This window comes from Nocardia speluncae NBRC 108251, assembly GCF_001613245.1.
GTDB lineage: Bacteria > Actinomycetota > Actinomycetes > Mycobacteriales > Mycobacteriaceae > Nocardia > Nocardia speluncae.
This window is the reverse complement of sequence record NZ_BDBZ01000036.1, coordinates 107,972-120,090: the sequence shown is the minus strand read 5'-3', so window position 1 is coordinate 120,090 and position 12,119 is coordinate 107,972. Positions and strand designations below refer to the sequence as shown.

The following is a 12,119-nucleotide window of genomic DNA, read 5'->3' as shown; positions in this document are numbered from 1 at the left end:
ATTCTTCCGGCGCCCACGAGGGAGCGGATCGGGACGGCCGACTGGGGATGCCGTCCGCGAAGGCGGGGACCACCGCGCGAGGTGTTGGGAGCCATCGTGCGTCAGCGAGCCAGAGAATGCAATACCTCAGATGTTTTCGGAGTAAATTTGAGGTAACACTCGAGAACGGCCACGAACCACCCGCAATCGATGGCTTAATTAGCGGATGTTTTCCAACAGCCGGGTCGACAGTGGCAGCACTGCAGGGCCGGGCGCGGACGCTAAGCTCGGGCGCGTCTCCAACCGATCGAAGCAGAAGGGCCGATGCCGGTGAGCGAATCGACGACAGGCGTGGCGGCCACCAGATCCACACCCGCATACGCGGTCCTGGCCGAGCAGCTCCGCAGCCGCATCCTCTCGGGAGAACTCCCGCAAGGCGCCCGCCTGCCCAGCGACGCCGAACTCACCGCAGAGTTCGGCGTTGGACGCAGCACGATCCGCGAAGCGCTGCGCTCACTCGCGAGCCAGAACCTGATCACCACCACCCGCGGGGTCACCGGCGGTAGTTTCGTGGCCGCCCCGAGCGTCGGCCATATCAGCGCGAGCCTCGAAACCGGGGTCGCACTGATGGCCGCCGCCGAAGCCGTCACCGTGGACCAGCTGATGGAGGTCCGCAACCTCATGGAGGTGCCGGCGGCGGGCATCGCCGCGTTCCGGCGCACCGAGGAGCACCTCACCGAACTGCGTGCGGCGATTTTCGATCCCGACGGCGTGCAGGGTCCGGCGACCTTCGCCCAGAATCAGCAGTTCCATCTCGTCCTGCTCCGCGCGACCGGCAACCCGATGCTGGAGCTGATCACCGCGCCGGTGTTCCGGGTGCTGTCCACCAGGTTCGGGCGCGACGACGCACCCGGCGGCTTCTGGCGGTGTGTCGATCACGATCATCGCGCACTCCTGGAAGTCGTGACCGCGGGCGATTCGATGGCCGCCATCGATCTCATGCGCAGACACCTCGATCACCTGGGTGATTCCTACCGGCAGATGGATCGCCTCCGAACCGAATAACGGCACCGGACGAACCTCGAATATCTGCTGGAACTGCCGGTTATACGTGCTCGGCAGATACGTGCCCGGCGGAGCGGGACCGGCGCGGAAGGCCGACCAGCACGACCACCGCCATTACCAGCAGTACAGCCGCGCCCACCGTGGTCGCCACGTGCATTCCGCCGACGAACGATTCGCGCGCCGCATGCACCAACGCCGGGTCGTCCTGCGCTAAGTGGACGGTCTCGCCGATGGTCGGGGCGAAATCACCGCCGGACCGGAAGATCACCGCCGCCAGCGATCCCAGCAATGCCAGCCCGAGGGCGTTGCCGAGTTCGAAACTGGTTTCCGAGATACCCACCGCGGAGCCGGCCCGCTCCGGCGGCACCGACGAAACGGCCACTTCCGACACCAGCGTGAACACGATCCCGTAGCCGGCACCGGCGAGCGCCGACCCCGCCACGTACCAGCCGACTCCACCGTCCACGCCGATACCGAGCAGCATCAGGTTGCCGATCGCAGCCGCCACGAGCGCGGACGCGAACGCGCCCCGGACACCGAGCCACTGCGCCACCCGCGACCCCGTCATCGAGAACACGAAGACCGTGACCGCCATCGGGATGCCGAGCAGGGCGGCCGCGAGCGGGTCACGGCCGGTGACCGACTGCAGGTAGATGCTGGACAGATAGCTCAACCCCGCCAGCGACATCATCCCGGCCAGGCTGGACCCGATCGCAACCGAGAACGGACCGTTCCCGAACAACCGCAGATCCAGCAACGGCTCACCGATCCGCCGCTGCCGGCGCACGAAGAAGGTCAGCAGCGCGCCGCCGACAAGCGCCGATACCACCGTCACCGCGTCGATGCCGTACTCGGCGGCATGTTTGACCGCGTATACGACCGGCAGAATGCCGCCGATGGACAGTGCCACGCTCGGCAGGTCCAGCGGCCCCAGGGCAATGGATCGATGTTCGGGCAACAGCGTCCACCCGAATACCAGCAGCACAAGCAGCACCGGAACGTTGATCAGGAATACCGACCCCCACCAGAAGTGATGCAACAGCACCCCGCCGATGATCGGGCCGACGGCCGAACCGCCCGCGAAGAACGCCGTCCAGACACCGATCGCGGTGGCACGCTGCCGGGCATCCGGGAAAAGAGTGGTGATCAGCGACAGGCTGGACGGCAACAGGGTCGCCCCGCCGATACCCATGAGGGCCCGCGCCGCGATCAGTACCCCGGCACTCGGCGCGAACGCCGCCAGCACCGAGGCGATCCCGAATACGACGGCACCCGCGAGCAGGATGCGCCGCCGGCCGATCCGGTCGCCCAGGTTGCCCATGGTGATGAGCAGACCGGCGATGAGGAACCCGTAGATATCGAGGATCCACAGCTGTTCGGCGGCCGATGGGTCCAGGTCGACGGTCAGTGTCGGCAGGGTCAGGAAAAGCACGGACATATCCATCGACACCAGCAGTACCGGCAGTACCAGGACGGCCAAACCGAGCCAGGCCCGCCGCGAGCCGCCCGCCGCCGGCGCGGCGTGCACTGCCTCCACGTTCGTCATCAACGATCCCCTTTCCCGGGCGTACGGCGTACGCATAATCCGGGGTACAGTGTACGCATGCCAGACCCGCTACCGAAGCCAGGTATCCGATGACCGAACCGAAGCTCACCCGAGCCGCCATCGTCGATACCGCCATCTCACTTGCCGATACCGATGGACTCGACGCACTGTCCATGCGGCGGATCGCCGACCGGATGGGGGCAGGAGCGATGTCGCTGTACCGGCACATCGCGAACAAGGACGTCCTGATCGCCGCCATGGCCGACGAGGTGGCAGGCCGCTACCCCTACCCGGCGGTCGAGGGCAAGAACTGGACCTGGCGAGACCGGGTCAGGATCGCCGGCGATATCGACTGGGAACTGTACCAGCGACATCCGTGGGTGCTCCTGGCCTTCGCCACCCCCCGCTACAGCTTCGGACCCAGCAGCCTCGCCTGTCTGGCCTGGCTCGTCGAAGGTTTCCGCGAACTCGGGGTCACCACCCACGAGGCCACCGAAATGTCGTTCGCAGTCTGGAACTACATCTCCGGCGCCACCCTCCCCCACATCAGCTCCTCGCTGGTGACCCGTAAGGGAGCCGACGAAACCGAAGAGAACGGGCTACGTTCCCTGCTGGCCGGATACCCGATCCACCCGACCCCGCCCGCACTGTCGGACCTCCACGGCACCGGCGACAAATTCGCCCAGCTGAACCTGCTACGCCTCGGCCTGACCGCCCTGTGCGACGGCTTCGCCCTGCGCGCAGGGCGAACCCCCTTCCTCGGCCCCGAATGACCGCACAGCCGCGTTCCGGCACCGGCTCGGCCTCAATTCCACCTGATTAGCATTTGAAATGCTAAATTGGCGTCATGGATACTGGTTTCCCCCCCGGCGACGGGCCCAGCAGCGGTATCTCTGTCAGCCTGACCGCCGGAACATTGCAGGCGATCCGGGAGCGGGTCGGCAAACGCGGCGTATCCGCTTATCTGGAGCAGGCAGCGCAGCGCCAGATAGAGCGCGACAATCTCGACGAACTGATCGACGCCTTCGACGAACACAATGGCCCGGCCGATGCCGCAGCTGTGGCCGCCAAGCGCGCCGAATTGACCGGCGCCGACGAGCCACAGGCGGGGAGTGCCGCGTGAGCGGAGCGCTCGTACTCGACAGCGAGGGCCTCGCCAAAGCCGTGCAACGCGGTCGCGAGATCCACGAATGGCTGACCGCCGCCCGTGATACCGATATCCCTGTCGTCACGTCGGCTGCCGTACTGGTCGAAGTCGTTCACCCCAGAATCAACCACTCCGCCTTGAAATGGACCCTGTCACGCCTGCGGGTCGAGCCGGTAACCCCGGCCATTGCCCAATCCGCCACTCTGCTGTTGCGCGAGACCGGCTTACACGGCCACAAGTACGCGATCGACGCCATGCTCTGCGCGACTGCGCTGAATCAGCCCGGCCGCGTCACAATCCTGACCTCCGATACCGACGATATCGGCACACTTACCGCTGCTCACCCTCGGATCGCCGCCAAGAAGATCTGACCGTCCGGCCCGACAGCGACACCGCCGACGTGGGCGGCGCTATGCCGCGGAGCCGCCGTGCTCGCCGAGGCGGGGTGGCGGGCGATAGTCGGGAGTCCAGCCGGATACTCGGATGGGCGAGGCCACCAGACGGTGGTCACCGGCCCGGACTACCACGTCGGGAGTGGCGTCGAGAGCTTGCGGGAGGGTGCGGACGGCGGCGGCGGGGATGCCGAGGGGGCGAAGGCGCGATTCCCAGGAGTCGGCGGTGTCGGTGGCGAGGGCTGTGGAGACCAGAGCGAGGATTTCGTCGCGATGGGCAGCTCGTTCGGCCATCGTTTCGAAACCGGTGAGCCCGGCTTCCTTCGCGAACGATCGCCAGAAGCCGTCGTGGGTGATGAACAGCGCCAGATGACCTTCTTCAGTCGGGAACAGTTGGGCGGGAACGTAATACGAATGCGCGCCGTACGGCCTGCGTTGCGGTTCGACGCCGTTGTCGAGGTATGCGGCGGCATGGTAGTTCAGCTGGGAAAGCATCACATCGCGCAGGGAAACGTCGATCTGGCCGCCCTGCCCGGAGACGATCTGGGCGAGCAGGCCGAGCGCGGCGGTGAGGCCGGTGGAGTTGTCGGCCGAGGAATAGCCGGGCAGGGTGGGCGGGCCGGCCGGGTCGCCGGTGAGCGCGGCTACGCCGGTGGCGGCCTGGACCACGTAGTCGAAGGCGGGGTCGTCGCCGTTGCCGAGCCCGAAACCGGTCAGGGCTACGCAGACGATGCGGTCGTTGTGGTGGCGGAGGGCGTCATAGGTGAGTCCGAGTTTGCGGATCGCCGACGGCTTCAGGTTCACCAGTAGCGCATGGGATTCGGCAGCCAACTCCCCCAATTGCTGTTGACCCGCAGCCGAGGCCAGGTCCAGGCAGATACTGCGTTTGCCGCGGTTGAGGCTGGCGAAGTAGGAGTCGCCGACCTTGCGGGAGATATCACCGCCGGAGGGTTCGAGTTTGGTGACCTCGGCGCCGAGATCGGCCAGCATCATGGTGGCGTAGGGGCCGGCCAGCATGGTGCCCACTTCGAGCACCCGGATCCCGGCCAAGGGCCCACCGGTCATCGGCCCCGTTGCCATCGAAGCTCCTCCGGGGCAGGTGCGTACGGTCCGCGGGGGTCGCGGCGCTGGGGGAGATTGCGCATCATCGAAGCTCCTTCGGAACGGGCGCATGCGATCCACGGCAGCCGCAGCGCAGGCGGAGGTTGCGCATCATCGGAGGTCCCGGGCGATCTGCGCGATCATTTCGCGGGTGCGGCGTTTGGAAGCGATCAGTTCGTCGCGGTTGTCGCCGATGGGCAGCAGGCGCACGGACAGATCGGTCGCACCGGCGTCCGCATAGCGTCGCAGACCCGCGGCGATGGCTTCCTCGTCGCCGGCGAGGCAGATATCACCGATATCCTTGGCCTCCCCCTTTTCGAGGAGCCGCTGGTAATTCGGGGAAACCTCGGCTTCCCCCAGAATGCGGTTGGCGCGTTCGCGGGCGGTGTCGATCTCACCGGAAGCACACAGGCAGATGGGTAGCCCGGCGACGATACGCGGGGCGGCCCGACCGGCATCGGCGGCGGCTTTGGTGATCCGCGGAACGACGTGGTCGGCGACGGCACGTTCATCGGCCATCCACAGAATGGTGCCGTCGGTGTGTTCGCCCGCGATCCGCAGCATCACCGGGCCGAGCGCCGCGATCAGCACCGGCAACGGGGCGGTCGGACCGAGATCCAGCGGGTTGTTCACGGTGAAGCTGCCGTTCGAGACCCGCACTGTCCCCGGGCCGTTCAACGCCGGGTTCAGCACCTCGAGATAGTCGCGGGAGTACGCGGCCGGCTTCTCGTAGGGAAGACCGAGCATGTCCTGCACGATCCAGTGGTGCGAAGGCCCCACCCCGAGCGCGAGCCGGCCGCCGGCCACGGCGTGCGCGGACAACGCCTGCCGGGCCAGGGCGATGGGATGCTGTGCCTGCAGTGGCACCACCGCCGTACCGAGTTCGATTCGCTCGGTCACGGCGCCGAGCAGCGCGACTGTCACCAGCGCGTCGAAATCCGTGGGTATCTGCGGAATCCAGGCGGTATCCATTCCGGCCGCTTCGGCCCATTCGATGTCGTCGACCATCCGGGCGGCCTTACGCGCGGTATCGCCGCGCTCCGGTCCGATCATCACACCGATACGCACGTAATCCTCCACTCTCACAAACGAAATCAGAGGAACCGCCCACCGTCGAGGCGGCAGCTCCGGACCCGGACGCCGGGCGTCCGGGAGATCAGGACGGGGCCGTGGTGCCGGTGAGTTTCCGCATTTCGGCGACCAGGACCTCCAGTGGGGTACCGGTCGGGAAGACGGCGGCGGCACCTGCCTCCTGCAACTTCTCGATATCGCCCTGCGGGATGGTGCCGCCGACGACCACCGCGATATCCCCGGCGTCGGCAGCACGCAGGGCGTCGACCACCCGTTTCGTCAGAGCCACATGGGCGCCGGACAGGATGCTCAAACCCACCACGGCCACGTCTTCCTGCACCGCGATCGAGACGATGTCCTCGATACGCTGCCGGATCCCGGTGTAGACCACCTCGAATCCGGCGTCACGCAGCGAACGTGCGACGATCTTCGCGCCCCGGTCATGGCCGTCCAGGCCGGGTTTCGCGACCAGTACCCGCGCCGTCATCAGAACACCACCGGCTGCTGGAATTCGCCCCACACCGATTTGAGGGCCGCGGTCATCTCGCCGACCGTGCAGTAGGCGTTGGCACAGTCGATCAGGCGATGCATGAGATTGTCGTCTCCTTCGGCGGCCCGCGACAACGCGGCCAGAGCGTCACGTACCGCGGCGGAATCCCGTTCAGCCTTCACCTTGGCCAGCCGCTTCAGCTGGGTTTCTCGACCCTCGGCGTCCAGTTCGTAGGTGGAGATCTCCGGCGCCGGTTCGTCGGAGACGAAGGTGTTCACGCCCACCACAGGTTTCGCGCCGGATTCGATCTCCTGGTGCAGTTTGTACGCTTCGTCGGCGATCAGGCCCTGCAAATACCCGTCTTCGATCGCGCGGACCATCCCACCCCGGTTCTCCAGGTCGGTCATGATCTCCTTGATCGCCTCCTCGGTTTTGTCCGTGAGGGCCTCGACGAAGTAGGAACCGCCCAGCGGGTCGGCCACCCGGGTGACACCGGTTTCGTAGGCCAGGATCTGCTGGGTGCGCAACGCCATGGTCGCGGACTCCTCGCTGGGCAGTGCGAACGGTTCATCCCAGGCGGCGGTGAACATCGACTGTACCCCGCCGAGTACTGCCGCCATCGCCTCGTAGGCGATGCGGACCAGGTTGTTCTGTGCCTGCGGGGCATAGAGGGAGGCGCCGCCGGCGACACAGCCGAAGCGGAACATCGACGCCTTATCCGTGGTGGCACCGTATCGTTCGCGCACGATGGTCGCCCAGCGCCGGCGACCGGCGCGATACTTCGCGACCTCTTCGAAGAAATCGCCGTGGGTGTAGAAGAAGAACGAGATCTGCGGGGCGAACTTCTCGATACTCATCCGCCCGCGTTCGACGACGGTATCGCAGTAGGTGACGCCGTCGGCGAGGGTGAAGGCCATCTCCTGGACCGCGGTCGCGCCGGCATCGCGGAAATGCGCGCCTGCCACCGAAATCGCGTTGAACCGCGGCACCTCCGCGGCGCAGAACTCGATGGTGTCGGCGATCAACCGCAGTGAGGGCTGCGGTGGCCATATCCAGGTGCCGCGGGAGGCGTACTCCTTGAGGATGTCGTTCTGGATGGTGCCGGTGAGCTTCTCCCGGGGTACGCCTTTCTTCTCCGCCGCCGCCACATAGAAGGCGAGCAGGATCGCCGCCGTGCCGTTGATGGTGAAGCTGGTGCTGATCTTGTCCAGCGGGATGCTGTCGAACAGGATCTCGGCGTCGGCGAGGGTGTCGACCGCGACACCGACCCGTCCGACCTCCTCCCCGACCTCGGGGTCGTCGGAGTCGTAGCCGCATTGCGTGGGCAGGTCCAGCGCGACCGACAGACCGGTACCGCCCTGGTCGAGTAGATAGCGATAGCGCCGGTTGGATTCTTCGGCTGTGCCGAATCCCGAGTATTGCCGGAAGGTCCACAGCCGTCCCCGGTAGCCGGTGGCGTAGTTGCCCCGGGTGAACGGAAACGCGCCGGGCGCGGGTGGTTCGGTATGCCGGTCGGCCGGCCCGTAGACCGGTTCGAGCGGGATACCCGAGGAGGTATGGACTGCATCGTTCATCGTTGAATACGATACTTGCAGAAAATGAGAATGCCAATACCGCTTCGCGGGAACGCGTAATCGACCAGGAGTGATATGTCGACCGAGCAGCAGAACTTCACCGACCGCACCCTGGTGGTGTCCGGCGCCAGCCGCGGTATCGGACTGGCCATCGCACTGTCCGCCGCACGCCGGGGCGCGAACGTGGTGATTCTGGCCAAGACCGCACAGACTCACCCGAGACTGCCGGGCACCGTGCATACCGCGGTCGCCGACATCGAGGCCGCCGGCGGAAAGGCCGCGGCCGTCGTGGGCGATGTACGAGAGGAAGCCGATGTGGCACGGGCCGTGGAGACCGCGCTGGAACGTTTCGGCCGTATCGACTACTGCGTGAACAACGCCAGCGCCATCGCCACCGACCCCACCGAGAAACTCTCGGCCAAGAAATTCGATCTGATGCAGCAGGTCAACCTGCGTGGCACCTTCCTACTGACCCGAGCCTGCCTACCGTCTCTGCGCCGAGCCCCGAATCCGCATGTCCTCACCATTGCGCCGCCGCTGAACGCCAGCCCGCGCTGGCTGGGCGCCCACCCCTCCTACACGCTGTCGAAATACGGTATGACGTTACTGACACTCGGCTGGGCCGCGGAATACGCCGACGCCGGGATCGCCGCGAACTGCCTGTGGCCCCAGACCTATATCGCGACCTCCGCGGTCGCGAACCTGCCCGACGGCACGAACCTGCTGGAATCCTCCCGCAGCCCGCAGATCATGGGCGACGCCGCCACCGAAATCCTGTCCCGCGAAGCCAAGTTCAACACCGGGAACACCTATATCGATGCCACGACGCTCCTCGAGTCGGGCCGCACCGACCTGTCGGAATACGGCGGCGGCGCGAATCCGATCCCCGATATGTTCCTCGACTGAGACCTCCGGTCGGCAACCGCACCGAGCACGCGTCCGCGGCGAGCCGCGATTCTCTCTGATCTCGCACAACCGCGAAAGCCGGGCAAACAGGCTATCCAGCGAGCGCGCCTCAGGAGGGACGCCGGGCCACCACGGCGAAGTTCAGCGGAATCCTGGGCGCCGCGGTGGGCAGCGTCCAGCCCTGCGGACATGAAACGAGATCGGGGAAGGCGCGCCAATCCATGTACGGCAGCTCGTGCACCGCTTCGATCCGCAGGCCGGCACTCAGCAGCGAACCGATGATCTCGCCCAGATCGTGGCGCCATTCGTGCACCGTGGCCTGGGTGATCTGCCCGGCCGAGTTGTCGGTGTAGCTACCCGAATCGGTGTAGGTCCGAGGGCCGGTTCCGCCGAGGTAGTCGTCGGTGATCTGCCACGGTTCGAAGTCCATCGCGCCGAGAATCGGGTGGTCGTCGCGGATCACGAACACCGCGCCGGGGGCGAGGAGGTCGTTGATCGAGCGCGCCCAGCCGTCGAGGTCGGGCAGCCATACGATGGTGCCGGCGCTCGTGACGATGAGATCGAACTGCCGGTCGATCAGCGCGGACGCGTACCGCGCATCACCCTCGACCCAGGTGAGTTCGCGCCCGTCGGCCCGCGCGATCCGGTCGGCATGACGCAGCGAATTGGGCGAGAGGTCGAGTCCGTGCACATCTACCGCGCCGAGGCGGGCCCAGGACAGCGTGTCCGTGCCGATATGGCATTGCAGGTGTAGCAGCGATTTGCCCTGGATACCGGTTTCCGGCAGGTGCGCAGACAGCACCGAAAGGTCGTTGCGCACTACCGACGAGACGGCATCACGGTCGGCCAGGAAGGCATCGACTTCGTACATCTCCGACCGGCGGTGCACATCGGCTCGTTCGTCCCAGTTCGCCCGGTTGGCGGCGATGGCTTCGGTTTCGTCCATGGTCGGGTCTCCTCGGCTGCGGGATTCGGTGCGCCGATTTTATATCACACATGTGATATATCCCGACAACAGTTTCCTAGACTGAGCACCGTGCCTATCCGGATAGATGCCGATGCGCGACGACGCCATATCGTCGACGCCGCCCTGCGCCTCATCGTGGGTGGCGGGTCCTCCGCCGCGACTTTCCGCAAGGTGGCCGCCGAGGCCCAGTTGAACATCGGCTCGGTACGCCACTACTTCGCCGACCACGAAACCCTGGTCATCGCGGTGGCCACCGAGGTCGGCGACCGGATGGCCGGGCGCCTCACCCGCCACCCCACCGCGCCGGCCGGGGACCGCCACGCGGCCAAACGGCACCTACTGCGGGTGCTCGAAGAATTGGTCCCCTTGGACGACGAACGACAGCGCGAAGCAATCATCCTCATGGAGATCATCGCTGCCTCGCGCCTCGAGCCCGCATTCGAACCGGTCGTCCGCCGGATGGCGGCGGACCTACGCCAGGTCCTCGCCGGCGCCCTGGCCGCCACCGGCACCCCCGCCCCCGAACATCAAGCCGTCCACCTGGCCGCCCTCATCTCGGGCCTATCCCTGGACGCCGTCACCCCACACGGCTCGGTCGACCGCGCCACGATTCGCGCCGTACTGGAACAGCACGTTGCGACACTCTGATCCCGTGCGGGTTACCGGCACACCGGCGATACCGATCCCGCATGTGCGCCGCACTCGAACAGGGCCACGGACGACCCTCGCCGACGGCTTTCTTCACGCTTCGATCGCAGCGCCGCAAATACCACAGACCTCCAGCTGATGCCGCTTCCAGCGGGCGACCGGAATGAAGAACAACGTGAACTGCTTGAACTCCCGCACCCGCTGCCACTGAGTCGTGTTGTGGCAGCGCGGGCAGGTCCGGGTCTGCCCGGAGCCGAGGTTCTGCCGCTTGGTTCCGAAACCGAAGATGAAGAACACCAGCCCAGAGTAAACGGCATCAACCCTCGCTGGAGTACTGAACTAATTCAGCGCGGTGTTACACTGAACTGATGAGCGCGATGAAGAGCCTGCCGTTCAGCGAGTTGATACGGAAGCAGACGTCGGTTTTCCCGCTACTCGCGGACGCCGATGTGCTTTTGGAGCGCAGAGATGCCGAAAACGTCGTCCTGATGCGTGATGAACGGTATCGCGCCATGGACGGCGCCCTGCAGCTTGCCGCACGGTCGCTCGGCCTGGTGGCGAAAGCAAATCGCCAATTGGCCGAGGACGTTCTGGCCGAAGAGCTACCTTGGCTACGCTGGCTACCGGCCGAGCACCGGCCAGAAGCAATCGGAGAACTTCTCGATGATCTGCTCGCCGGAGCAGATACCGGCTATTATCTTCCTTTCCTGCGGGATCTGATCGCTTGGAAACACACCGCCGAGGTCTACACCGACCCGGCACTGGTGGCGCAACTGAGCGGTCCGTTCGACGCCTCCGACTTCGTGGAGGTCGACCGTCCGGACGGACGTACATGATCCGTCACAAGCGAGGCGACGACGTTCCTCGCCCCAAACCGTGGCGGGTACTACTACACAACACCGAGTCCGCGCGTGGATGGTCCGAACTGGAACGCCAAGCGGTCGACGCGCTGGATCGAGCATGGGTCGCCATTACGTCCGAACCTCGCAGTGTTCAGAACCCGGGCCGCCAGCACCGACTCAAGGCCACTCTGAGCGCAGTGAAGATCGGCGGTACCGAGCTGGAGCAGTGGCAGTACGAAGTCACCAGCGGGGCACGAATTTGGTATGCGATCGACGACCAGCAACGAACGTTGGGGGTCACGAAGGCCGAAACCGGGCATCCGGGGATAACCGATCGGGGCAAAGGCGGCGGCCGCCGCATACGGTAGCCAACTCCGCCCGGCGTATACGG

At 66.1% G+C, this 12,119-nt stretch carries 15 protein-coding genes; 8 read left to right on the top strand and 7 right to left on the bottom strand.

The features are described 5' to 3' along the window. Positions 1-303 precede the first annotated feature (303 nt). Positions 304-1,044, top strand: a complete 741-nt coding sequence (locus NS6_RS27060; RefSeq protein ID WP_068047365.1) for a FadR/GntR family transcriptional regulator — start codon at positions 304-306, stop codon at positions 1,042-1,044. A 40-nt stretch (positions 1,045-1,084) separates the two neighbouring features. On the opposite strand, the gene NS6_RS27055 is transcribed toward NS6_RS27060, so the two are convergent. Further along, complete coding sequence (locus NS6_RS27055; protein WP_068047362.1) at positions 1,085-2,590, bottom strand: MFS transporter; 1,506 nt, start codon at positions 2,588-2,590, stop codon at positions 1,085-1,087. Positions 2,591-2,679: 89 nt separating this feature from the next. Here NS6_RS27055 and NS6_RS27050 point away from each other — a divergent pair, with 89 nt between their 5' ends. The 3 genes from NS6_RS27050 (at position 2,680) to NS6_RS27040 (ending at position 4,108) form a co-directional block, all read left to right on the top strand. Beyond that, positions 2,680-3,363: a TetR/AcrR family transcriptional regulator gene (locus NS6_RS27050; RefSeq protein ID WP_068047359.1), complete on the top strand. Its 684-nt coding sequence runs from the start codon at positions 2,680-2,682 to the stop codon at positions 3,361-3,363. Between the two features lie 74 nt (positions 3,364-3,437). Then, positions 3,438-3,713, top strand: a complete 276-nt coding sequence (locus NS6_RS27045) for a hypothetical protein (RefSeq protein ID WP_068047354.1) — start codon at positions 3,438-3,440, stop codon at positions 3,711-3,713. Beyond that, positions 3,710-4,108, top strand: a complete 399-nt coding sequence (locus tag NS6_RS27040; protein ID WP_068047350.1) for a type II toxin-antitoxin system VapC family toxin — start codon at positions 3,710-3,712, stop codon at positions 4,106-4,108. Before NS6_RS27045 ends, NS6_RS27040 begins: the two co-directional genes overlap by 4 nt. Before the next feature lie 39 nt (positions 4,109-4,147). Here NS6_RS27040 and NS6_RS27035 read toward each other — a convergent pair whose 3' ends face one another. The 4 genes from NS6_RS27035 to NS6_RS27020 all read right to left on the bottom strand — a co-directional run bounded on the left by NS6_RS27035 (position 4,148) and on the right by NS6_RS27020 (position 8,365). Continuing rightward, positions 4,148-5,209 carry a CaiB/BaiF CoA transferase family protein gene (locus NS6_RS27035; protein WP_371859366.1) on the bottom strand — a complete coding sequence of 354 codons (1,062 nt, stop codon included), beginning with the start codon at positions 5,207-5,209 and terminating at the stop codon, positions 4,148-4,150. Between the two features lie 132 nt (positions 5,210-5,341). Continuing rightward, positions 5,342-6,298, bottom strand: a complete 957-nt coding sequence (locus NS6_RS27030; RefSeq protein ID WP_068047757.1) for a TIGR03564 family F420-dependent LLM class oxidoreductase — start codon at positions 6,296-6,298, stop codon at positions 5,342-5,344. Positions 6,299-6,386: 88 nt separating this feature from the next. Continuing rightward, a complete protein-coding gene (locus tag NS6_RS27025) occupies positions 6,387-6,788 on the bottom strand; it encodes a cobalamin B12-binding domain-containing protein (RefSeq protein WP_068047348.1) in 402 nt (133 codons plus the stop codon). Further along, positions 6,788-8,365, bottom strand: a complete 1,578-nt coding sequence (locus NS6_RS27020; RefSeq protein ID WP_068047347.1) for a methylmalonyl-CoA mutase family protein — start codon at positions 8,363-8,365, stop codon at positions 6,788-6,790. The genes NS6_RS27025 and NS6_RS27020 overlap by 1 nt, the downstream gene beginning before the upstream one ends. Before the next feature lie 75 nt (positions 8,366-8,440). Between NS6_RS27020 and NS6_RS27015 the strand changes: the two genes are divergently transcribed. Then, complete coding sequence (locus NS6_RS27015) at positions 8,441-9,271, top strand: SDR family oxidoreductase (protein ID WP_068047342.1); 831 nt, start codon at positions 8,441-8,443, stop codon at positions 9,269-9,271. Positions 9,272-9,380: 109 nt separating this feature from the next. Here the strand turns inward: NS6_RS27015 and NS6_RS27010 are convergent, their stop codons facing one another. Further along, positions 9,381-10,217: a class I SAM-dependent methyltransferase gene (locus NS6_RS27010; protein ID WP_068047339.1), complete on the bottom strand. Its 837-nt coding sequence runs from the start codon at positions 10,215-10,217 to the stop codon at positions 9,381-9,383. A gap of 90 nt (positions 10,218-10,307) precedes the next feature. Between NS6_RS27010 and NS6_RS27005 the strand changes: the two genes are divergently transcribed. Further along, positions 10,308-10,886: a TetR/AcrR family transcriptional regulator gene (locus NS6_RS27005; protein WP_068047336.1), complete on the top strand. Its 579-nt coding sequence runs from the start codon at positions 10,308-10,310 to the stop codon at positions 10,884-10,886. Positions 10,887-10,979: 93 nt separating this feature from the next. On the opposite strand, the gene NS6_RS27000 is transcribed toward NS6_RS27005, so the two are convergent. After that, entirely contained in the window at positions 10,980-11,186 is a 207-nt protein-coding gene (locus NS6_RS27000) for a zinc-ribbon domain-containing protein (RefSeq protein WP_068047333.1), read from the bottom strand. Between the two features lie 68 nt (positions 11,187-11,254). On the opposite strand from NS6_RS27000, the gene NS6_RS26995 reads away from it, so the two are divergent. Continuing rightward, complete coding sequence (locus NS6_RS26995) at positions 11,255-11,722, top strand: hypothetical protein (RefSeq protein WP_157112966.1); 468 nt, start codon at positions 11,255-11,257, stop codon at positions 11,720-11,722. Further along, positions 11,719-12,096 (top strand): hypothetical protein, encoded by a 378-nt coding sequence (locus NS6_RS26990; RefSeq protein ID WP_068047331.1) that lies wholly within the window; start codon positions 11,719-11,721, stop codon positions 12,094-12,096. Before NS6_RS26995 ends, NS6_RS26990 begins: the two co-directional genes overlap by 4 nt. Positions 12,097-12,119 lie beyond the last annotated feature (23 nt).